The organism is Sphingobium sp. C100, assembly GCF_000508185.1.
Taxonomy (GTDB): Bacteria; Pseudomonadota; Alphaproteobacteria; order Sphingomonadales; family Sphingomonadaceae; genus Sphingobium.
Window position 1 is genome coordinate 1 of record NZ_AYOY01000174.1, and the last position, 21,408, is coordinate 21,408.

Annotated in this window: 20 protein-coding genes, 1 tRNA gene and 2 pseudogenes; 5 read left to right on the forward strand and 18 right to left on the reverse strand. The window is 63.1% G+C overall.

Going from position 1 to position 21,408, the window contains the following annotated elements:
- The coding region (locus C100_RS41655) for an acyltransferase family protein (RefSeq protein ID WP_031309963.1) at positions 1 to 1,018 on the reverse strand (1,018 nt) is incomplete at its 3' end.
- A 190-nt stretch (positions 1,019 to 1,208) separates the two neighbouring features.
- Between C100_RS41655 and C100_RS41660 the strand changes: the two genes are divergently transcribed.
- Positions 1,209 to 2,864, forward strand: a complete 1,656-nt coding sequence (locus C100_RS41660) for an ATP-binding protein (protein WP_024021049.1) — start codon at positions 1,209 to 1,211, stop codon at positions 2,862 to 2,864.
- 7 nt (positions 2,865 to 2,871) lie between these two features.
- On the opposite strand, the gene C100_RS41665 is transcribed toward C100_RS41660, so the two are convergent.
- The 7 genes from C100_RS41665 to C100_RS41695 form a co-directional block, all read right to left on the reverse strand.
- Complete coding sequence (locus C100_RS41665) at positions 2,872 to 4,323, reverse strand: MATE family efflux transporter (RefSeq protein ID WP_024021050.1); 1,452 nt, start codon at positions 4,321 to 4,323, stop codon at positions 2,872 to 2,874.
- 93 nt (positions 4,324 to 4,416) lie between these two features.
- A complete protein-coding gene (locus C100_RS41670; RefSeq protein ID WP_024021051.1) occupies positions 4,417 to 7,251 on the reverse strand; it encodes a valine--tRNA ligase in 2,835 nt (944 codons plus the stop codon).
- A 45-nt stretch (positions 7,252 to 7,296) separates the two neighbouring features.
- Positions 7,297 to 7,983 carry an NnrU family protein gene (locus C100_RS41675; RefSeq protein WP_024021052.1) on the reverse strand — a complete coding sequence of 229 codons (687 nt, stop codon included), beginning with the start codon at positions 7,981 to 7,983 and terminating at the stop codon, positions 7,297 to 7,299.
- A 52-nt stretch (positions 7,984 to 8,035) separates the two neighbouring features.
- Positions 8,036 to 10,063: an alpha/beta hydrolase family protein gene (locus tag C100_RS41680; RefSeq protein WP_024021053.1), complete on the reverse strand. Its 2,028-nt coding sequence runs from the start codon at positions 10,061 to 10,063 to the stop codon at positions 8,036 to 8,038.
- A 105-nt stretch (positions 10,064 to 10,168) separates the two neighbouring features.
- On the reverse strand, positions 10,169 to 10,639 hold the full coding sequence (locus tag C100_RS41685; RefSeq protein ID WP_024021054.1) for a DUF2497 domain-containing protein: 471 nt from the start codon (positions 10,637 to 10,639) through the stop codon (positions 10,169 to 10,171).
- A gap of 71 nt (positions 10,640 to 10,710) precedes the next feature.
- Positions 10,711 to 12,186 (reverse strand): TolC family outer membrane protein, encoded by a 1,476-nt coding sequence (locus C100_RS41690; RefSeq protein WP_024021055.1) that lies wholly within the window; start codon positions 12,184 to 12,186, stop codon positions 10,711 to 10,713.
- A 20-nt stretch (positions 12,187 to 12,206) separates the two neighbouring features.
- On the reverse strand, positions 12,207 to 12,839 hold the full coding sequence (locus C100_RS41695; RefSeq protein ID WP_024021056.1) for a protein-L-isoaspartate O-methyltransferase family protein: 633 nt from the start codon (positions 12,837 to 12,839) through the stop codon (positions 12,207 to 12,209).
- 191 nt (positions 12,840 to 13,030) lie between these two features.
- Here C100_RS41695 and C100_RS41700 point away from each other — a divergent pair.
- Positions 13,031 to 13,104, forward strand: a tRNA-Cys gene (locus tag C100_RS41700).
- Positions 13,105 to 13,378: 274 nt separating this feature from the next.
- On the opposite strand, the gene C100_RS48010 is transcribed toward C100_RS41700, so the two are convergent.
- From C100_RS48010 to C100_RS41730, 8 genes are all read right to left on the reverse strand, one after another.
- Positions 13,379 to 13,498: a DUF2474 domain-containing protein gene (locus tag C100_RS48010; RefSeq protein WP_084625462.1), complete on the reverse strand. Its 120-nt coding sequence runs from the start codon at positions 13,496 to 13,498 to the stop codon at positions 13,379 to 13,381.
- A complete protein-coding gene (cydB, locus tag C100_RS41705; RefSeq protein ID WP_031309965.1) occupies positions 13,498 to 14,505 on the reverse strand; it encodes a cytochrome d ubiquinol oxidase subunit II in 1,008 nt (335 codons plus the stop codon). The genes C100_RS48010 and cydB overlap by 1 nt, the downstream gene beginning before the upstream one ends.
- A gap of 5 nt (positions 14,506 to 14,510) precedes the next feature.
- The gene (locus C100_RS41710) at positions 14,511 to 15,917 is read right to left on the reverse strand and encodes a cytochrome ubiquinol oxidase subunit I (protein WP_024021058.1); all 1,407 of its coding nucleotides are present in this window, start codon (positions 15,915 to 15,917) and stop codon (positions 14,511 to 14,513) included.
- A 62-nt stretch (positions 15,918 to 15,979) separates the two neighbouring features.
- Complete coding sequence (locus tag C100_RS41715) at positions 15,980 to 16,756, reverse strand: sulfite exporter TauE/SafE family protein (protein ID WP_024021059.1); 777 nt, start codon at positions 16,754 to 16,756, stop codon at positions 15,980 to 15,982.
- A complete protein-coding gene (locus C100_RS0125120) occupies positions 16,750 to 17,220 on the reverse strand; it encodes a beta-lactamase hydrolase domain-containing protein (RefSeq protein ID WP_024021060.1) in 471 nt (156 codons plus the stop codon). The genes C100_RS41715 and C100_RS0125120 overlap by 7 nt, the downstream gene beginning before the upstream one ends.
- On the reverse strand, positions 17,217 to 17,669 hold the full coding sequence (locus C100_RS41720; protein ID WP_024021061.1) for a DUF6691 family protein: 453 nt from the start codon (positions 17,667 to 17,669) through the stop codon (positions 17,217 to 17,219). Before C100_RS41720 ends, C100_RS0125120 begins: the two co-directional genes overlap by 4 nt.
- A complete protein-coding gene (locus C100_RS41725) occupies positions 17,666 to 18,100 on the reverse strand; it encodes a YeeE/YedE family protein (protein ID WP_024021062.1) in 435 nt (144 codons plus the stop codon). The genes C100_RS41720 and C100_RS41725 overlap by 4 nt, the downstream gene beginning before the upstream one ends.
- Positions 18,100 to 19,023, reverse strand: coding sequence for an MBL fold metallo-hydrolase (locus C100_RS41730; RefSeq protein WP_024021063.1), 924 nt, complete (start codon positions 19,021 to 19,023; stop codon positions 18,100 to 18,102). The genes C100_RS41725 and C100_RS41730 overlap by 1 nt, the downstream gene beginning before the upstream one ends.
- An 85-nt stretch (positions 19,024 to 19,108) precedes the next feature.
- Here C100_RS41730 and C100_RS41735 point away from each other — a divergent pair, with 85 nt between their 5' ends.
- Together C100_RS41735 and C100_RS41740 are read left to right on the forward strand one after the other, a co-directional pair.
- Positions 19,109 to 19,759 (forward strand): peroxiredoxin, encoded by a 651-nt coding sequence (locus tag C100_RS41735; protein WP_024021064.1) that lies wholly within the window; start codon positions 19,109 to 19,111, stop codon positions 19,757 to 19,759.
- Complete coding sequence (locus C100_RS41740) at positions 19,756 to 20,115, forward strand: ArsR/SmtB family transcription factor (protein ID WP_024021065.1); 360 nt, start codon at positions 19,756 to 19,758, stop codon at positions 20,113 to 20,115. The genes C100_RS41735 and C100_RS41740 overlap by 4 nt, the downstream gene beginning before the upstream one ends.
- Positions 20,116 to 20,124: 9 nt before the next feature.
- Here C100_RS41740 and C100_RS48400 read toward each other — a convergent pair.
- Positions 20,125 to 20,250 (reverse strand): annotated as a pseudogene (locus tag C100_RS48400) (hypothetical protein); the annotation flags it as partial.
- Between the two features lie 70 nt (positions 20,251 to 20,320).
- On the opposite strand from C100_RS48400, the pseudogene C100_RS49575 reads away from it, so the two are divergent.
- Positions 20,321 to 20,593: pseudogene (locus tag C100_RS49575) on the forward strand (IS30 family transposase); the annotation flags it as partial.
- A gap of 242 nt (positions 20,594 to 20,835) precedes the next feature.
- Here the strand turns inward: C100_RS49575 and infC are convergent.
- The gene (gene infC / locus C100_RS41750; protein ID WP_024021068.1) at positions 20,836 to 21,369 is read right to left on the reverse strand and encodes a translation initiation factor IF-3; all 534 of its coding nucleotides are present in this window, start codon (positions 21,367 to 21,369) and stop codon (positions 20,836 to 20,838) included.
- Between the last annotated feature and the right edge of the window lie 39 nt (positions 21,370 to 21,408).

Below are 21,408 nucleotides of genomic sequence, written 5' to 3' on the forward strand. Positions count from 1 at the left end.
GCTGCAAGGCGCCGCCGATCGGGATCACCGCCGCCAGCACGATCAGCGGCTGAAGGATCAGATAGACGGGATAAAGCGGCGATCCCATCGGCCCGAACAGCGCGCCCAACACCGGGCCACCCAGCCAGATCAGGATGAGGTGCGCGCAAAAGAGGAAGAAGGCATAGGGTTCGATCCGCAGCAGCAGCCCGCGTGCCCCCGTGCCCGCCAAGGCCCAGGCAATGCGCCAGAAGGCGACGGCGGCGGCGATGCGGACCGCCAGGTCCAGGCTGCGCTGGACCAGCGGCCATTCGCCGTCACCCAGTGCGATGGTGCGATAGAGTTGAGCCGCCATCAGCAGCGCGAAAGGCAATATCGCCAGCGGCAGCGGCAGCATCGCGACCTTTTCTTCCCCCGCGCCCCGCCGCGTCAGGATGCCGGCCACGAAAAAGAACAGGATCGACGTGCGCATCAGCAGCGGCGGCCCCAATCCGGCGACATGCGCGGCTGCGGCCGCCAGCGCGATCAGCATCAGCGCCCATCCGGGCAACCGCACCAGCAACGGCGCGGCGACCATGCACAGGAACAGGTCTCGCAGGAACGGCATCTGGACGTTGATGTCGGGGTTGCGGGTCAGGATGAAAAGCTCCTGCGCCACCCACTCGGCCGACTGCGGCGTCGGCGCCGACAGGCCGAACGTCGACGCCGCCCCCGACACGAACAGGATCGCTAGGCCATTCCACAGGATCATCGGCAAGGCGATGGTGCGCGCCTTGCGCGCCACATGGCTGCGCCAGTCGCGCGCGCGGCCCGATCCCGCAACCAGCCAGCCGGAAATCAGGCCCAGCAGCGGCACCGCGCTGCGGCCGAATATCTCCATCAGCGCCCAGCGCAGATTATCCTGCCCGCTGCCCCGCAATTGCGCCAGCGCTTCGCCATTCAGGCCGGTCCAGGCGTGGACATACACCACCCCCAGGATGCAGATGACACGGGCTATGGCAATCGCGTCGGAGCGGCGCGCTCCATCGACCGGGATCATGTCGTGCAAGAAAGCATCCTGTCTGTGGTGGCGCATAAATGCCTGAACCTGATCCATGTTCCCCTGCTTCCTCCCGCGCGTCGTTCATGGGGACGGCCGCTGCTTCACGGCTAAGTCAAAATTTACCTCTGGCCGCTATAGACCTGCTGTTTGCCGGACGCGATGCCGGTTCAGGGGACCAGATTACGCGATGACGCATATGCCGGGCGCTCAATCCTTCACTGCCGCGGTCGCATCCGCGCGGCCCGGTTCGGATCAGTCGATGGGCATGATCTTCCAGATTGCCGGGTCCAGTTCCAAGATGCTGATCGACGCGCACCGGCTTACGGCGCTCGGCGCGGACGCGGACCCCTGCATCGCGATGGCGGGACAGGTCGGCAGTCAGGTGAAGATGCGTGTGGGCGACAGTTGGCTGGTGGCCAGCGTGCGCGCCATGGCGCTGGATCAGGCGAGCCAGGGCATCGTCGCGGATATTGATTTCCTGGGCGAGGGCGACGAGGAAAAGCTGACCGGACGCATTCACCGCTTCCGCCGGGGCGTCACCCGCTATCCCACGCCGGGCACCGAGATTTTCCCGGTGTCGAGCGCGGACATGCAGCAAATCTACGCCGCCGACGATCGCGCTCATGTGCAGATCGGCACCGTCTATCCCACCAGCGACACGCGCGCCGCGCTCTATGTCGATTCGATGCTGGGCAAGCATTTCGCGCTGCTCGGCTCCACCGGCACCGGCAAGTCGACCAGCGCCGCGCTGATCCTCCACCGCATCTGCGACCTGTCGCCCCAGGGCCATATCGTCATGATCGACCCCCATGGCGAATATGGCGCGGCCTTCACGCAGAATGGCGCGGTCTATGACGTGGGCAACCTGGCCCTCCCCTATTGGCTGATGAATTTCGAGGAACATTGCGAGGTGTTCGTCACCTCGCAGGGCGCCGACCGCACGGTGGACAGCGACATCCTCGCCAAATGCCTGCTCGCCGCGCGGTCGAAGAACCGGCTTGCCGAAAGCATCGGTCGACTGACGGTCGATTCGCCGGTCCCCTATCTCCTGTCCGACCTCACCGCGATCCTCCAGAACGAGATGGGGAAGCTCGACAAGGGCACCAATTCGCTGCCCTATATGCGGCTCAAGACCAAAATTGACGAGATCAGGGCCGACCCGCGCTACAGCTTCATGTTCTCCGGGATGCTGGTCGCCGATACGATGCAGGCGTTCATCGCCAAGATTTTCCGCCTGCCCGCCGACAGCAAGCCGATTTCGATCATCGACGTGTCGGCCATGCCGTCCGACATCACTTCCGTCGTGGTGTCGGTGCTCTCGCGGCTGGTGTTCGACTATGCCATCTGGGCGCGCGACGAACCGCAGCGGCCGATCCTGCTGGTCTGCGAGGAAGCGCATCGCTACATCCCCAACACCACCACCGGCGCGGGCCAGGCGGTGCGCAAGATTTTGGAGCGTATCGCCAAGGAAGGCCGTAAATATGGCGTCTCGCTGGGCCTTATCACGCAACGCCCGTCGGATCTGGCCGAAGGCGTGCTGTCGCAATGCGGCACGATCATCGCGATGCGCCTCAACAATGATCGCGACCAGGCGTTCGTGAAGGCCGCCATGCCCGAAGGCGCGCGCGGCTTCCTGGACACCATCCCCGCGCTGCGCAACCGGGAAGCGATCATCTGCGGCGAAGGCGTCGCGGTGCCGATCCGCGTCGCGCTCGACAATCTGGAGGAAAGCCGCCGCCCCGCCTCGGGCGATCCCAGCTTCACCGACCTGTGGCGCCAATCGGGCGGCGAGAGCGACATTCTCGACCGCACCATCACCCGCTGGCGCAACCAGGGCCGATAAGCGAGGATCAGCCGACCGGCGCGATCCGCCCGGCCGGCTCGGTCTCGCTGTTCACCGCTTCCCGGCATTCCTCGACGTTGACCGGCACCATCAGCTTGGCCTTGCGCCAGCCGCCCTGCGCATAGACGGCCCAGGCCAACAGCAGCGAGGCCGCCGACCCGGCAGGGAAGCTCAGCCAGAGCGCATCGGCGCCCAGCGTCGGATAGGCCAGATGATAGAAGCCCAGCCGCACCGCGAACAGCGTGAAGGTCAGGATGACCAGCGGCGCCACGACCACGCCATTGGCTCGCATGACGCCGAACAGGATCATGGTGCAGCCGAACATCATGAAGCTCCAGCTCGCCAGCAACTGCATGTTCCAGGCCGCATCGATCGCCGGCTGGTTGCTGCCCAGGAACAGGGACAGCAGCGGTTCGTGGAACAGCAGGATGATGACGACCATCGCGCTCGTCACCGCGAGCAGGAAACCCATGCCATAGCCGGTGATGCGGCTGATCCGGTCCCAACGCCCCGCGCCGACATTCTGCGCCGCCATGGCGCTGACCGCCGCGCCCATCGCCATTGCCGGCATCTGGAGATAGGTCCATATCTGCTGCGCGGCGCCATAGGCGGCCGTCACCAGCAACCCCTCCCGATTGACCAGACCGATCATGACGAGGCCTGACGCCGACATGACGATCATCTGCAACCCCATGGGCAGCCCCTTGCCCAGCAACACGCGCATCTGGTCGGCGGCGGGCCGCAGGTAAAGCAGTTCCCGGCCGCGCAGCCGCAGCGGCAAATCCTTTGCATAGGTGAAGATCACGATGCCGATCAGGCTGACGAACCCCGCCGTCGCCGTCGCCGCGGCGGACCCGGCGATGCCGAAGGCCGGGAACGGCCCCAGCCCCAGGATCAGCACCGGATTGAGGATCAGGTCGATCGCGACGCTGACGATCATGAAGATTAGCGGCGTGCGCGCATCCCCCGCGCCGCGCAGCCCCATCATCATCATGACGCTGAGCAGGGTGGCGGGCATGGCGATGAAGATCACGCGCAAATAGGTGAGCGCCAGGTCGAATGCCTCTGGCGGCGTGGCCAGCAGCCGCAGCAACGCCGGTGCGCCGACCCATCCCGCCACCGCCACGCCCAGCCCCAGGATCGAACAAAAGCCGACCGCCGAACCAAAGGCCCGCCGCGCCGCGTCCAGGTCGCGCGCGCCCACCGACTGGGCGATGACCACGGTCGACGCCATGCCGAAACCGAATACGACCGAAAACATCAGGAACATGATGATATTGGCGTTGGCCGTCGCCGCCAGCGCCTGCGCGCCCAGAAAGCGGCCGACCCAGATGGCGTTGATCGAACCGTTGAGCGACTGGAGGATGTTCGACGCCAATGTGGGCACGGCAAAGAGCAGCAGGGTCGATCCGATCGGCCCCTGCGTCAGGTCTTTGGGGGCTTTGCCGGGTGCACGCATGTCATCCTCCTCACGCAGGCCGCTTGTCTTGAATAGGGTCGTCTGCCGTTAGCGCCGCTTAGCTCATCCTCCCCTGCAAGGGGAGGATGATCGTCAGCCCAGCCGTTCGAGAGCGGCCTTCAGCCGTTCTGCCTCCGCGCTTTTTTCGGCATGGTCCTCGCGCGCCTTGGCGACGGCTTCGGGCTTGGCCTTTTCGACGAAACTGGGGTTGGACAGGCGACCGCCCAGCCCGTCCCGCTCCTTCTCCGCCGCGGCCAGCGCCTTGGCGAGGCGGGTCTTTTCCGCCGCGATGTCGATCACGCCTTCCAGCGGCAGGATGAAGGTCGCCTCATCCACCACGATCTGCGCCGCGCCGCCGGCCGGCGGTTCGCCAAAGGTCAGGCTTTCGACCCGGCCCAGCCGCGCCAGCGCCACGCCCTGCCGGTCGAGCCGGCGCTGCGTCGCCTCCGCCGCGTCGCGCACGACCATCGGCAGCTTCGCGCCCGGCGGCACGTTGAGTTCGGTCCGCGCGGTGCGGATCGCGCTCACCAGCCGGATCAGCCAGTCGATTTCCGCCTGGGCGTCCTGATCGACCGCCGCCAGCGCCTGCGGCCAGCGCGCGACGATCAGTTCATTGTCGCGGCTTCCGGTCAGGTGCCACAATTCCTCGGTGATGAACGGCATGAAGGGATGGAGCATGACCAATATCTGGTCGAACGCCCAACCGGCGACCGCCTTGGTCTCCTCATCCATCGCGCCTTTGGTCAGCTCGATATACCAGTCGCAAAACTGGTCCCACACGAAATGATAGATGGCGTTGGCGGCCGCGTCGAAGCGCAGTTCGGTCATGGCGGTGTCGATCGCCTGCACGCATCCGACCGTCTCCGCGATGATCCAGCGATTGACCGGCAATTCGGCCGCTGGCGCCTCATGACTGGTCGAAGCCGTCACGCCGTTCGACTGAAGGAAGCGCGCCGCATTCCACAGCTTGGTCGCGAAGTTGCGATAGCCCTCGACCCGCTTTTCATCCATCTTCACGTCACGGCCCTGGCTTTCCATCGCCGCCATGAAGAAGCGCAGCGCATCAGCGCCGAACTTGTCGATCAGGCCCAGCGGATCGACCACATTGCCCTTGGACTTGGACATTTTCTGCCCGTCCGCCGCGCGGACGAGGCCATGGAGATAGAGCTTCTTCCATGGGACATCACCCATGAACTCCATCCCCTGCATCGCCATGCGCGCGTCCCAGAAGAACAGGATGTCGAAGCCGGAAATCAGCAGGTCGTTGGGATAATGACGGGCAAGCTTCTCCGTCTGCTCCGGCCAGCCGAGCGTGCCGAAGGGCCAGAGCGCGGAGGAGAACCAGGTATCGAGGACGTCGGAATCGCGGAGGATCATCGCCGTCACGTCATTTCCATCGACGTTCAGACCAGCTTCGTCACCCACAACAACTTTAAAGTTCTTACCTTCTAAATCCCAGTTCTCACGATAGAATTGTTCTGCCAAGATAACCGCATCGGCCTCGTTCAATGCAACGAAATTTGGTAAAGGCGAGGAAGGATTACCCATGGCCTCAGGTTTCAGCTTGTTAAACGAAGCTCCCCAAATCGGATAGCCAAACCAAGCTGGAATCCGATGCCCCCACCACAATTGGCGGCTGACGCACCAGGGCTGGATATTCTCCATCCAGTTGAAGAAGGTCTTTTCCCACGTCCTGGGCACGATCTCGATCGCGCCGTCGCGCACCGCCTGCATCGGCGCGACGGCCAGCTTGGCGGCATCGACATACCATTGGTCGGTCAGCCATGGCTCGATCACGACGCCGGAGCGGTCGCCATAGGGCGTCTGGATGGTGCGCGGCTCGAAATCGGCCGTGACTTCCTCGCCGTCCTTGTCCTTGGTGACATGGGGGACGAGCATCCCCAGCGTCTTCATCTCCTCGACCACCGCCTTGCGCGCGTCGAACCGGTCCATGCCGATGAAGCGATCCGGCACCCGCGCGTCGGCGGTCTGCACCACCTTCGCGTCGGCGTCGAACATGTTGAGCATGTCGCCGGCCTTCATGCCCGCGCGCCTGCCGACTTCGAAATCGTTGAAATCATGCCCCGGCGTGATCTTCACCGCGCCCGATCCCAGCTCCGGGTCGGCATGGTCGTCGGCCACAATCGCGAAACGCCGGCCGGTGATCGGCTGGACAATATCCTTGCCGATAACGTCCTTGTAGCGCGGATCATCGGGATGCACCGCGACCGCCATGTCGGCCAGCATCGTTTCGGGCCGCGTGGTCGCGACGACGATATGGTCGGCGCCGTCGGCCAGGGTCACGCCGTCCGCCAGCGGATAGCGGAAGCGCCAGAAGCCGCCCTTCGTCTCCTTGGTCTCCACCTCCAGGTCGGAAATGGCGGAGCGGAAATGCGGGTCCCAGTTGACCAGCCTTTTGTCGCGGTAGAGCAGCCCGCGCTTGTGCAGTTCCACGAAGGTCTTGACGACCGCCTTCGAAAACCCCTCATCCATGGTGAAGCGCTCATTGGCCCAGTCCATGGAGCAGCCCAGCCGCCGCAGCTGGTCGGTGATGGTCCCGCCGCTTGTCGCCTTCCATTCCCACACCTTCGCCACGAAATCCTCGCGGCTGTAGTCGGTACGCTTTTCGCCCTTGGCATTAAGCTGCCGTTCGACCACCATCTGCGTCGCGATGCCGGCATGGTCGGTGCCGACCACCCACAGCGCATCCTTGCCGCGCAGCCGTTCGTAACGCACGACGATGTCCTGCAACGTATTGTCGAGCGCATGGCCGATATGCAGGCTGCCCGTTACATTGGGCGGCGGGTTCACGATGGTGAAGGGCATGGCGTCCGGCCGTTCGGGGCGGAACAGGCCCTTTTCTTCCCAATGGGCGTACCAGCGGGTTTCGATCGTCGCGGGGTCGAAGGTTTTTGGCAGTTCGGTCATGGAAGCGCCCTTAAAGGCCCTTCCGGCTCCATTCCAGCGAAACTATCACCCGACCCAGCGCCAAATGCCCGCCGCCCATCCGGCCAGCGGCATATGCGCCCAGGTCGCGACCAGCCAGATCAGCAGCCCGCCCGCCAGCGTGTGCATCCCGAACTGCCCGAACTTGGCCCGGCCCGCGGCGATCGCGGCGAACGGCCAATAGCTGGTCCGCGCCTCCCATTGCCGCCATGCCTGCGGCTTGAGCGTTTCCTTCTTGGCGTCCTGCAACGCCGCCCCGACCAGCGACAGGATCAATATGGCCAGCGCCAGGATGATGTTGCTGGCGACCGGATAGACCAGGATATGACTGATGCTCCACAGCGCGAAGGACCATAGCATCGGATGGCGCGTGATCGCGAACACGCCCTTGGCTTGGGCGGGAATGATCAGCTTGCCGTCCGGGTCGGGCATGGCCGGATTGCGGATCAGCGATCCCATCAGCAGCATGGCGGCCAGCAGCATGGCCGCGCTCGCCACCGCCCAGAGCACGTCACCGACCGGCCAGAGCATAGTCGTTACGGGTGCGGAACGATATGCCTGGATCAGCCAGATCAGCGTTGCAAAGGCGACCAGCGAATAAAGGCCCAGAAACCCCTTCTCCCCCACCCGCGCCACGATCGGCGCGCGCAGGGGATGGGACAACAGGAAATGCGTGCCTACAAAGGCCACCGCCGCAATCAGCACCATCACCATGTCGTCCCCCGCTTCAGGATGGCGGCCAGTCTAGCACAGTGCGTGAAGCTGTCTATTTCGCTGTCCATTTATCGAGCCAGCCCAGCGCCTCGCCATACCATTGCAGCGAGTTTTTGGGCTTGAGCACCCAATGATTCTCATCGGGAAAAACCAGCAATTTCGAAGGAATGTCGCGCCGCTGCAGCGCGGTGAACGCGGCTAGGCCTTGGGTATAGGGAATGCGGAAATCCTTTTCCCCGGTCACCACCAGCATCGGTGTTTTCCACTGCCCGACATGATTGACCGGGTTCCATTTCTCGAACTCTTGCGGAACCTCATAATAGGGGCCGCCATGTTCCCATTCGTCGAACCATAATTCCTCGGTCTCATAGGCCATGGCCCGCGCGTCGAACACGCCGTCATGCTGGACGATGCATTTGAACCCATCGACCCACTGGCCCTCGATCCAGTTCATCATATAGCCGCCATAGCTGGCCCCCAGCGCGCAGGCGTTGCCGGCATCGACTTGGCCATCTTTCACCGCTGCGGCGGCCAGGCCCAGCTTCAGGTCTTCGAGCGGCTTGCCGCCCCAATCCTTGTTGATGCTGTCGGTGAAGGCCTGACCATAGCCGGTGCTCCCGTGGAAATCGACGATGACGGCGGCATAGCCATGGGCCGCGAACGCCTTGGGGTTCCAGCGATAGGACCATGAATCGCTGAAACTGCCCTGCGGCCCTCCATGGACCAGGAACGCGACCGGCAGCTTGCCGCTCACGCCTTTGGGTTTCACAATCTGCCCCCAGACGGTGTCGCCATTGGCGCCCTTGAAGCTGTAGCGCTCCACCGACACGTCATCCACGCCCGCCAGTTTCTGCGCGTTGACATTGGTCAGCCGCACCGGCTTGCCTTTTACGGGCATCTTCCAGAAATCGGCAGGCGACTGGATGCTGTCGAGCGCATAGACGAACCCGCCCTGCGGCAGCGGCACGACGCTGCCGGCATGACCCTTCTCCGTCAGCCGCATGACCTTGCCCGACATGGCGTCGATGCGGAACACCGGATTGTCGAGCACGTCATTGGCTGTCACCAGCAGCGACCTGCCATCCGCCGCCCAGGCGATCGAGCCGACCGACCGATCCCAATCTTCCGTCAGCGCCCGCGTTTCGCCGGTCGCGATGTTGCGCAACGTCAACACCAGCCGATCCGCCTCATAGCCCGGCCGCTTCATCGCGGCATAGGCCAGCCATTTGCCATCCGGCGACACGGTGGGCATGGTGTCGGTGGCGTCATTGGCGTCGGTCAGGTTGACCGGCGCGGCGCTGCCATCGGCGGGCGCGGCGAACAGGTCGATATTGGTCGACAGCGGCTCGATCCGCCCCGCCTCGCGCAGCGCGAAGAACACGGTCTTGCCGTCCTTGCTCCAGGCGATTTCCTCACCGCCGCCAAAGGGTTTGGACGGGCTGTCGCCGACCAGTCCGCCCATGACCGAAACGGCCGGACCACCACTGACCGGCATGACGAATATTTGTGATCGCTGCCCGTCGGACCATGTATCCCAATGACGCACGAACAGCCGGTCATAAACCCGCCCACTGCCCGCATCGGCGGGGGCGGCGGGCTTCACATCGTCGATCGTCTTCGCACCCACCGGCCGATCCGCCCACAGCGCCACCCTGCCGCCATCGGGGCTGAGCAGGAAACCGGAAATGCCGCCCGGCGCCTTGCTGATCTGCACCGGCGCGCCGCCGGCCAGCGGCACGCGCCAGAGCTGGTCGTCTCCACTGGCGTCGGACTGGAAGTAGAGCGACGATCCATCGGGCGAGAAGACCGGGGCGGTTTCATTCTTGTCCGCACTCGAAGCGATCTGGCGTGGCGCCTGCCCCGGCTTGCCGATGTCGAGCAGGTAAAGATCGATACGCCCGCGATTGGCGGCCAGGTCGGTGCTGCGCAACTGATAGGCCAGCCATTTACCGTCCGGCGAGACCGCCGGCGCGCCGACGCGGTTCAGCGCCACCATGTCGGCGGGCGTGAAGGGCCGGGCCAGCGCGGGCGCGCTCGCCAGGGCCAATGCGCTCAGCCCCGCAAACAGAAAAATCTTCATGGAAATCACCCTCGGATCGGACATGCGACGCGAACGGCTGGCAGCCGGGGCATCGTCAGGATGCGAGGGGTTTAGGATGCTGCGGCAATCGCCGCAAGCGCAGCCTTAACGGCTGGTGATGCGCGCTATTTCCTTGGCCACCATCTCTTCGACCAACGCAGGCAGGCGAGCATCGAGCCATTCCTTGAGCATCGGCTTCAGCATCGATCGGACCAACCCATCAAGCGTATTCTCCTCGCCATCGCGCGGTGCGACCAGCATGGAGGACAAGGCCGAAAGAGAATGGCGCGCCGCGACTTCGCTTTCGACCGAGAGGATGGTTTCCTCACCGGCGGCGGCGGTGGACGGCTTGGCAGCAGCTTTGGGAGCGGGCATCACGTCCTCCTCTGCGACCTCATCGGTCAATTCCAGCACTTCCTCGACGGCCGGCTCGGTCGGCGCAGGCGCTTGTTTGGCAGCTTCGGCTCGGGCGCGGCGGGGCGCGGACTGAACCGCCTCCTCGCCTTCCTCGGCGATGATCCGCTTGATGGACGAGAGTATCTCTTCCATCGAGGGTTCCTTCGTCATGTCACCCATGGATAATCCCCGTCCAAAGTCCATTGCGCACCTTCGCCGTTGTAGAATTACCCGATCAGGTTAACAAGCGGTTAAGGCTGCTGCGAAGAAGCCGGATCGACATTGGCGTTTTGCGCCGGCGTGTCAACGGTGCGCGTCGCTACCGGCTGGGGTGCGGAGTCGAAATCCCAGTCGAACCACTTGCCCTTCACCCGGTCATAATTGACCATCGGATCATAGAGCGCACCGCTGTCCAGCCCCAGATCGTCCGCTTCGGCATGGCCCATGGCCGCAAGCAGGCTGAAACCGGCGACATAGGCGTTGCGCTGCGCCGAAACCAGCTGAACCTTGGCGCTCAGCGATTCCTGCTCGGCGTTCAATATGTCGAGAATGGTGCGGCTGCCGACCGAATTTTCTGCGCGCACGCCCTCCAGCGACAGCGACGCCGCATCCACCGCCTTGCGGCTCGAATCGATCGTCTGGAGCGACGCCTGCCAGCTTGCATAGGCCGCGCGGGTCTGGGCGATGACGCTCCGTTCGGTCTCGATCTCCTGCTCCATCGCCTGGGATTCCAGCGCCTGGTTCTGCCGGACCTGCGCGGCGGGGCGGCCGCCCTGATAGAGCGGAACGGTCAATTGCAGACCGGCGGCGGCCTGCTTGTTGATCTGCGAACCACCGCCCGCCGACCCATTGTCCAGCGTATCGAGATAATTGGTATAGCCCGCCTGGGTGAAGGCCGACAGGGTCGGCATCACGCTGCCGCGCGCCGCCCGCACGTCCAGGCCCCGCGCTTCACGCTGCTTCTGGGCGGCGACAATGTCCGGATTGTCGGCCAGCGCGACCTGAACGGCGGTATTCGGACTGGCCGGCAGGCCGGGAAGCTGCGGCGGCGGCTCCAGATCGTCGGGCGCTTCCCCAACCAGAGCGATATAATTTTCGCGGCTGGTGATGAGGTTCGCCTGCGCCGTCTGAAGGTCCGACTGCGCCAGCGCCAGCCGCGATTCGGACTGCGCCACGTCGGTGCGGGTCAGGTCGCCGACCTCGAACCGGTCGTTGGTGGCCTGGAGGTTGACCTGCAACACATTCACATTGGCTTCGTTCAGCGAGACGATCGCGGTATCACGGATCACGTCCATATAGGCCGCAACCGTCTGCGAAAAGATGCTCGCTTCGGTGCCGCGCAGCCCCGCCTGGCCCGCCGCGACACGCACCTTCGCCGCCTTGACGCTGTTGCGCACCGCGCCGCCCAAATAAATGGGCACGCTGAGCTGCGCCTGGGCGTTCACGGTCCGCTGCGGCGATGTGAAGCTGATCGTGGGCTTGAGGATGCTCTCGCTATAGCTGCCGGTCACGTCCAGCGCCGGTCGGCCGCCAGCCTTCTGGATCGGCACATTCTCATCGGCCGCCCGCTGACCGGCGCGCGCGCCGGTCAGAGTCGGGTTCGAGGCATAGGCCTTGGCCAACGCGCCCTGCAATGTTTCGGCGCTGGCTGGAACGGTCATGGCAGACGTCAGCAACAGCAGGGCAGCTGCGGCATGGTGCCGTTGATAGGTGCGCTTCGCTGTCATCTCCCCCCGCCGATCCTCATTCAGAATATAAAGGTCTTGGGCGCACCAAAGCCGGGCAACGCCACCATTTCAATGTCCGTCAGGCTGCTCAAACCCAGAACGCCGCCGATCACCTTGCCAGCGCACAGGCGCGTGACGCCGCGATCGATCACGCCGGTCACGACCCGCGCGCCATCGGCAAGCTGCTGAACGAGTGCGGCCGGAACTTCCTCCACCGCACCGTCAATGAAAAGAACATCAAAGGGCGCGCCGGCCGGGGCGCCAGCCTCAAGCGGTCCGCGAACCACGGTCACGCCGGGTAGGGCGATCTCCGCGCCGCCCTCTTCCTCGACCGCCGTCACCTGGGCGCCGAGTTCGGCCAGCAGCGCGGCGGCATAGCCGGTCGCGGCGCCGATCAGCAGCACCTTGTCCCCGACCTCGATCTGCGCTTCCTTGAGCAGCCGCCCCGTGACCAGCGGCGCATTAAGCGCCCGGCCGCCGGCCAGCGGAATCGGACGATCGACATAGGTCATGGCGCGGCGCTCAACGGGAACAAACTCCTCCCGCGGCACTTTGGCCATCACCGCAATCACGCGCTGGTCGTCCACGTCGCTGGTGCGCAACTGGCTCTCGACCATAGCGGTCCGCATCGAAGAATAGGTTTGCTCGCTCACGATAGTTCCTCGCTTGGCACAACTGTATTGGCAATGCAATACACTAAGGAGATCATCGGACCTCTAAATCAGCGTGCGGCCCGCGCCAAGCGGCTTTGCATGGATGTGATCAAGATTCTTGCGGCGCATCGCACCAACCGCGCTTGACTTTACCGGCAAAGCCGCACATTTGCGGCGTCCCACTTGCGGAAGGCCCGATGGCGGAGTGGTGACGCAGCGGACTGCAAATCCGTGCACGCCGGTTCGATTCCGGCTCGGGCCTCCAGGTTTCGCTTTCAGAGCCGTCCATAGATGGCTGATTTCCGACATTTTTTAGATGTGCCGGCCAAGCGAATCCCGACTCTGGCGTCCGTCATTATTCCCCAATGTTCAGATATCGGCGAGTGCGGCGTCGCCGGTTCCCGTCAATACAGCAAGACACACGGGTTGGTCAGTGCTGATATGCAGGCCGGCGTTTTCTGACATGGATCCCAAGCGCGCCGCTCAGTATCGCTCAATCGTCCTCGCCACGCTCCAGCCCTCATAATCAGCAAAGGCAGCTAGGCAGCTATCCACCAGCGCAGCACGCCAGCGACAACGCCAAGGGTCGCGACGCTTGCTGCCCAAATTCCTGCCAGCCACGCCAGGCGCTTCCACAGCGGAGGGGATGTGAGGGACATTAGTGGTAGCCGTGCGTGCCCACCTTACCGCGGAAGACCCAATAGGCCCAAGCGGTATAGGCCAGGATGACTGGCATGATGACCGCAGTGCCAACCAGCATGAACAGCTGACTGCGCTCAGGCGCGGCGGCATCCCAGATAGTGATGGTGTCGGGTACGATATAGGGAAAAAGGCTGATACCGAGGCCGGAAAAGCCCATCGCAAATAACGCGAGCGAGAGCAGGAAGGGTGCAGCCACTGCGCCACGGCGCAGACAGCGGAAGAACAGGAAGGCAAGAATGGCTGTGACGAGCGGCACCTGCGCGGTGGCGAGCACACCCGGCATATCGAACCAACGCTTCCAATATTCAAATTGAAGGAACGGCGTCGCCGCGCTGACCGCTCCCATCGCGATGAGCGTTCCCACACCCGCCCAGAGTGCGACGCGACGCGCATGGGTTTCTGCTGTGCCTTCGACTTTCCATATCATCCACGTCGCGCCGAGCAGCGCATAGCCGACGACCACCCCCGCGCCGGTCAACAAGCTGAACGGCGTCAGCCAGTCGAGCCAGCCACCCGCATAAGCCTGATCCACCACGCGTACGCCTTGCAGGATCGCGCCGAGCGTGATCCCTTGTGCGAATGCAGCGACAAACGAGCCGAGGCTGAATGCGACATCCCACACCGCGCGGTGATTGGGGTCGCGCCAACGGAACTCGAACGCCACACCGCGAAACACAAGGCCGAGCAGCATCGCGATGATCAACGGATATGTCGCGGTCAGAATCACGCCGTAGGCAAGCGGAAATGCCGCAAACAGGCCACCGCCGCCGAGCACCAGCCAAGTCTCGTTGCCGTCCCAGACCGGTGCGATGGAGTTCATTGCCTGATCGCGCTCGTCGCCGACCCTCAAGGACGGGAACAGGATGCCGATGCCGAGGTCGAACCCGTCCATCACGACATACATGAACACGGCGAAGGCGATGATGAAAGCCCAGACAGTGGTGAGATCAAAGTTGATGTGCATCGCGCTCACTCCGACGTCGCGGCGCCGAACGTCGGCGCAGGTGTAATGCCGGCGGTGCGGACAGGGGCGCGATCAGGCTCCGGCTCGTTGGGCGCAGCCGGCCTATGCATCAGGCGCAGGATATACCAGGTGCCAGCTCCGAACACCGCGAAATAGACCAGCACGAAAGCGACGAGCGAGGCTGCCACTGCTGGCGCGGCTAGCGGCGAGTGCGACTGGCTGGTGAGGAGTTGGCCATAGACGGTGTATGGCTGGCGGCCGACTTCGGTTGTGATCCATCCGGCAATCACTGCGATGAAGCCCGATGGTCCCATGAGCACCGCCATGCGGTGGAGCCACGGCCAGTCGTAAAGATGGTGACGCCAGCGCGCGACGAGGCTCCATAGACCAAGGCCAAGCATCGCGAAACCGAGCCCCACCATCACACGAAAAGACCAGAAGACGACCAGCACAGGTGGTTCGCGGTCGTCGGGAACCGTGTCGAGTCCAGCGAGCGGCGCATCAAGGTCGTGCTTCAGGATCAGAGATGAGGCTTTGGGGATCTCAACCGCATAGTCGATGCGCTTTTCCGCTGGGTTGGGGATGCCGAACAGGATCAGCGGCGCGCCATTGGGGTGGCTGTCATAATGCCCTTCCATCGCCATCACCTTTGTGGGCTGGTGCTCGAGCGTGTTGAGACCGTGCATGTCACCGGCGAATATCTGAATAGGCGCGACGACCGCCGCCATCCACATCGCCATGGAGAACATCTTGCGCGCATGAACGCTGGTTCTGTCGCGGAGCAAATGCCATGCGCCGACCGCGCCTACCACCAGCGATGTGGTGAGGTACGCAGCGATGACCGTGTGGACGAGCCGATAGGGAAAGCTTGGATTGAAGATGATCGCCAGCCAGGATGGGCCGGGCAGCAAACGTCCGTCTGGGGCGACTTCAAACCCGGTCGGCGTCTGCATCCAACTGTTGACGCTCAAAATCCAGAAGGCGGAAATGAAGGTGCCGAGCGCCACCATGCATGTAGCTGCGAAGTGCAACTGCTTGCCGACCTTGCTCATGCCGAACAACATGACGCCAAGAAACCCGGCTTCGAGGAAAAAGGCGGTCAGCACCTCATAGGCCATCAGCGGACCGATAACAGGGCCGGCCCTGGTCGAGAATACCGACCAGTTGGTGCCGAACTGATAGGACATGACAATGCCGGAGACAACGCCCATCGCGAAAGCCACCGCGAAGATCTTCACCCAGTAACGGAAAAGATCGATGTAGAGGTCCTTGCCCGTACGCAGCCAAAGGCCTTCGAGCACCGCGAGATAGCTTGCGAGGCCGATGGAAAAGGCGGGGAAGATGAAGTGGAAGCTGACGGTGAAACCGAACTGGATTCGCGCCAACAGCACTGCATCAAGATTGTCGAACATCTGTCCCTCCTGAGCGCGGCCAATATCGCAGCAGCGCCATCACATGACAATGAGTCAAACCGTCACAGCGCATTCCAGCTACGCCAGAGCATGTAGGCGGCGACGAGAAAGACAAGGCCGGCAAACACGCCCGGGAGAGCGCCAGTCCCGGACAGGCGCTTGGCGACTGCCGCGCCGACGCTTCCTCCCGCGATGCCGCCGACAATGAACACGCCCGCCAGAGGCCAGTCGATCAGCCCGGAAGAGGCATAGTTGAGCGCAGTTGTGAAACCAAAGGCGGTAACCGCGACGAGACTGGTGCCAATTGCGTTGATCATGGGCATCCTGGTCGAAGCGACGAGGCCCGGCACAATGAGGAAGCCGCCACCTATGCCGAAAAAGCCGGAGAAGACGCCCGTACCAAGCCCGTAGCCCAGCACTTGCGGGGCATTGTGGCGATTGCATTGCGCACCGGCTATGCTTTGCGCCTTCCGCCTTTTCAGCATCAGAATCCCGACCACGATCATGACGAGCGCGAAGAGGAAAAGCAGCTTCTGGCCGTCGAACGCCTTGCCAATCGTCGATCCGGCGAAAGCGCCCGCCACTCCCGCCGCCGCATATATGCCGCCGCAGCGCCATTTCACATTATGCTCCCGCGCATGACTGGCGAGACCGGCCGCAGCATTTGCCGCGACCGCCAGCGCCGACGTGCCGATAGCCACATGCGGATTGGTGACACCAACCAGATATACCATCAACGGCACCGCCAGGATCGACCCGCCTCCGCCGATCAGGCCGAGCGAAAAGCCGACGAGTCCCCCCGATGCGCCTCCAAGCGCATATTGGAGCGGTGTCAGCACGTCAGCGGATTTCGCGCGGATTCGCCGCGCGGGTTTACCGTTGAGACATGCGGTATCGGTGCGTGTGGCAGCTGGTCCGGCCTAGCGAGCCACTCATGCCCCTTCACCATATCCTTCCAATGGGTCCACGGGAGCGCTTTCTCCTTGAGCAGCCAAGACAGGCTGGAGGGCCGTTTGCCCGTGCGGCAACAGGCAAGCGCCTGCCTTTCAAGCGTGAAGGCGTCGGCGAAGCTGACTACGTCATCGACCGTGAGTTTGTCGGGCACCACCGGGATCGCGGCGGACCCAGGCCCGATCCTAGTCGCGGCCTGCCGCATCTGATTGGTCCCAGGCCGTGCCGGCTCCTTGCTGCGGGGGCGCTTGACGATGATCGAACGGAAGCCCTGCGCGTGCGCCGCGTCGACGTCCGACAAGCTGATGTGCGAGCTGTTGGAGAGGCGGGGTGCCAATGGGCGAGGATTCATGACGGCATCCTCTTCCGGCCTTGGATCGTCGGCCTAGGCGCCACGGCATAACGGTGCAGCGCAAAACCAGTAAGCATGGCAGCCACGAAGATCGCAGCCGACGCCGGCTCAAGCGCAAGCGCTGCGATCGCCGGCCCCGGGCATAGACCGGCAACGCCCCATCCGACCCCGAACAGCCCTGCGCCGACGACGAGCCGGGTATTGATTCCGCTCATTTCGGGCAAGTCAAAGCGGTCGGCGGCGATCGGCGCGTCGCGCCGCCGAACGATTGCCCATGCGACCGTCATAGGAAGCAAAGCACCGCCCATGACGAAGGCGAGAGTTGGGTCCCAAGCCCCAAACAGGTCAAGGAACGCGCGAACCCGTGTAGGGTCGGTCATGCCGGAAAGCGTCAGGCCAGCGCCAAACAGCACGCCGGCAACGAGCGCCAGGAAGATGCGTCCGTTCACCAGCCAAGCCCCAGCGCGTTCATTGCCGCCACCGTGGCGATTCCGGTCGCCATGAAGGTTGCGGTGGCGACAACTGAGCGTGGCGACAACCGGGCCAGGCCGCACACACCATGACCGCTGGTACAGCCGCTGCCCAGTCGCGTGCCGAAGCCGACGATCAAGCCGCCTGTGATCAAGGTCGCCATGCCCGGAAAACGAGCCGGGACATCCGCACCCATGATCTCCAATATCAGCGCACCGAGCGGCAGGCCCACGACGAACGCAGCGGCGATCGCCCGGGGCGTTCCCGTTGCTGATAATCCGCTCGCGCGCGCGGCCAGACCGCTAACACCGGCGATCCGCCCCAGGCCCAACAGCATGAGCGCGGCGGCCAGGCCGATCATCAGCCCACCGACAAAACCCTGGAACGGCATGGCGTAAGCGGGCAACATCAGAGTACATCAAGCGGGAGTTTAAGATAGCGAACGCCATTGTCCTCAGCCGGTGGCAGTTCGCCGCCGCGCATGTTCACCTGCACTGCGGGGAGGATCAGCTTGGGCATGTCGAGGGTCGCGTCGCGATCGCGGCGCATCTTGACGAACTCGTCCTCGGTCACGCCCTCGTGCACATGGACATTGGCGATGCGTTCGTCACGGATCGTCGTTTCCCAAGCGAACGCGTCGCGCCCCGGGGCCTTGTAGTCGTGACACAGGAACAAGCGCGCATCGTCCGGCAGGCTGAGGAGGCGACGGATCGACCGGAACAGCCGTCGCGCATCGCCGCCGGGAAAGTCGGCCCGCGCGGTGCCATAATCGGGCATGAACAATGTGTCGCCGCAGAACACCGCGTCGCCGATGACATAGGCGAGGTCCGCAGGGGTGTGGCCTGGCACATGGAGCACCGACGCCTGAAGCGCGCCAACCGCGAAGATATCGCCGTCGTCGAACAGCCGATCGAATTGCGAGCCGTCACGTTCGAAATCGCTGCCAGCGTTGAACAGCTTGCCAAAAACATGCTGTACCGTCGTGATCTCACGCCCAATCCCAAGTTGCCCGCCTAGCCGCTCCTGCAAATAGGGGGCAGCGGACAGGTGATCGGCATGGGCGTGCGTCTCAAGCAACCATTCTACCGTTAACCCCCTCTCCTCGACATAAGCGATGATCGCGTCGGCCGAAGTCCTGGACGTGCGGCCGGCGGCGGCATCGAAATCCAGCACTGAGTCGATGATTGCCGCCTTCAGCGTCCCCGGATCGTGGACGACGTAGCTGGCCGTGAAAGTCGACTCATCGAAGAACGCTTGCACCACGGGCCGCGGCTGGCTGCCGGCGTGAGCAGCTTCGATAATGTCGATGGCGGCTCCGAGCGACCTGTCCACAACGACTCCTCATTCACATTTACAGAAAATATGTATGTCCGTATATGACTTGTGTCAACGGCCTTGCTATTGCAAGGCCAGATCGATGAAGCGAGATTCGATGATGAACGGAACACCCAGTCCTTTGCGCCTTGGCGAACCTGCGCCGGACTTCACCGCGCGCAGCACTGCCGGCTCGATCAGGCTAAGCGACTATCGCGGACGCTGGCTGGTGTTTTTTACTCATCCAGCCGACTTCACACCGGTCTGCACAAGCGAGTTCGTGGCACTGACCCGCGCTTCGGCTGAGTTTGAAGCGCTCGGCTGCGAGTTACTCGGCCTGTCGGTCGACAGCCTCTTCTCTCATCTTGCCTGGGTACGCGCTATCCATGATCGCTTCGGGGTGGAGGTACGGTTTCCGATCATTGAGGATCCCACGATGGAAATCGCCAAAGCTTATGGCATGGTCGCACCTGACGCGGTCGATGCCGCAGCCGTACGCACGATGATGATCCTAGACCCGGAGGGCGTGCTTCGGGCGTCAAACAACTATCCCGCCGAAGTCGGTCGTTCGATCCCGGAGATCCTGCGCACCGTCCACGCCCTGCAACGGGTTCATGGCGGCGGCGTTCTCGCCCCCGCCGATTGGACGCCAGGCAATGATCTTTTGCGCGAACCAAGCCAGAGGGTAGCCGACATCGTTTCTGCTGCTGCCTCGTCAGACTGGTTCTATCAACCGGTGCCGGATGTGGCATGAACATGAGCGACCTGGAAGCTACCGCTGAATTGCTGAAGGCGCTGGCTCACGTCACGCGTCTTGCGATTCTGCATGGGCTGGTCGATGGGGAACGTTCGGTTGGCGATCTCGAGCGGGCCGCCGGCATTGGTCAGCCGACGCTTTCGCAGCAGCTGGCCGTGCTGCGCAAAGCCGATCTGGTTGATACAAGGCGCGATCACAAGCTGGTCTTTTATCGCATTAATCATGATCGCCTTCGCGAAGTAAGCGCATTGCTCGACAGCTTCGCTGGCACGGTTGCAGTCTCGCGCGAGGAGGCAGGCACGATCGCCAGGCTGCGCGGCAACGGCGCGGCGATGTTTGCGCGCTTACTCTAAGCCGCCCGATCAACCGGTCATCCGCCGCATCTCCCTGAGCACCGTCAGGCAGTGGAACGCAATCATCCGCTCCTCGTCGGTCGGAATTATCATCAATTTCACACGACTTTCGGGCGTGGAGATTATCATGTCGTGTCGTGCTTTGGGGCGGACTCTAGATTGAAGTGCGAAATCCTAGGATTTATAGGGGTTTGACCCCTTTTCCAGGTCTCTACGGCAACGCTATGCGCGCAAGCCCCTCGGTCTGCATATCCCCCTTGCCAATATGATTGGCGAACACCCTCCCGAAATCAGCAATCGCAGCGGCTTTGGTCGTTGGGAGGGCGATCTCATGATCTTCGGGTTGGCATATGGCAAAGCCAACCTCACTTCGCTGGTCGAGCGCCGCAGCCGGTTTACCATCCTCGCCCGCAATCCCAGTCGGCATTCCGCCCGCATCATGGCGGGTATCCAGCATCACCTGCATATCCTGCCCCCCTTCCCTGCGTCAGTACGGCTTCCATTTGAGGTGCGAATTGCGGTGGTTGCATAGCACTTCGGCTGGGGTTGGGGCATCAATGACTGGTTTCGACGAATTGAAAGAGGCGATCCAGCGTCCTTTCCGCTCGGCGAGCGACAACATCTCGCCTGCTGGCAGGCTCGGCCATAAGTGCGCCGAAGGACAACAAAAAAGGCGGCCTCTGTTCGAAGCCGCCTCATTCACGCGATTCGCAGGAACCGTTATTTCGGCGCCAGCACCATCAGCATCTGCCGGCCTTCCATGCGTGGATAGGCTTCGACCTTCGCGATTTCCTGGACATTTTCGGCCACGCGCTGGAGCAGGTTCATGCCAAGCTGCTGGTGGCTGAGTTCGCGGCCACGGAAACGCAGGGTGATCTTCACCTTATCGCCATCGCCGATGAAATCATGGACCTTCTTCATCTTCGTATCATAATCATGATCGTCGATGTTCGGACGCATCTTGATCTCTTTGAGTTCCTGCGTCTTCTGGGTCTTGCGGGCGATATTCGCCTTTTTCTGGGCTTCGTATTTGAACTTGCCGATGTCCAGAAACTTGCAGACCGGCGGGTCGGCATTAGGCGAAACTTCGACGAGATCGAGGCCGATTTCATAGGCCTGCTCGATCGCCTCTTGCGTAAACATCACACCGAGATTTTCGCCTTCATCATCGATCACGCGCACCTTGGGCACGTTGATGAACTCGTTATAACGGGGGCCGGACTTCGGCGGCGGCGCCATCGGGCGGCGCATCATCGGGGGACGTATAGCAATATCTCCTATGGTCGTTTCAAA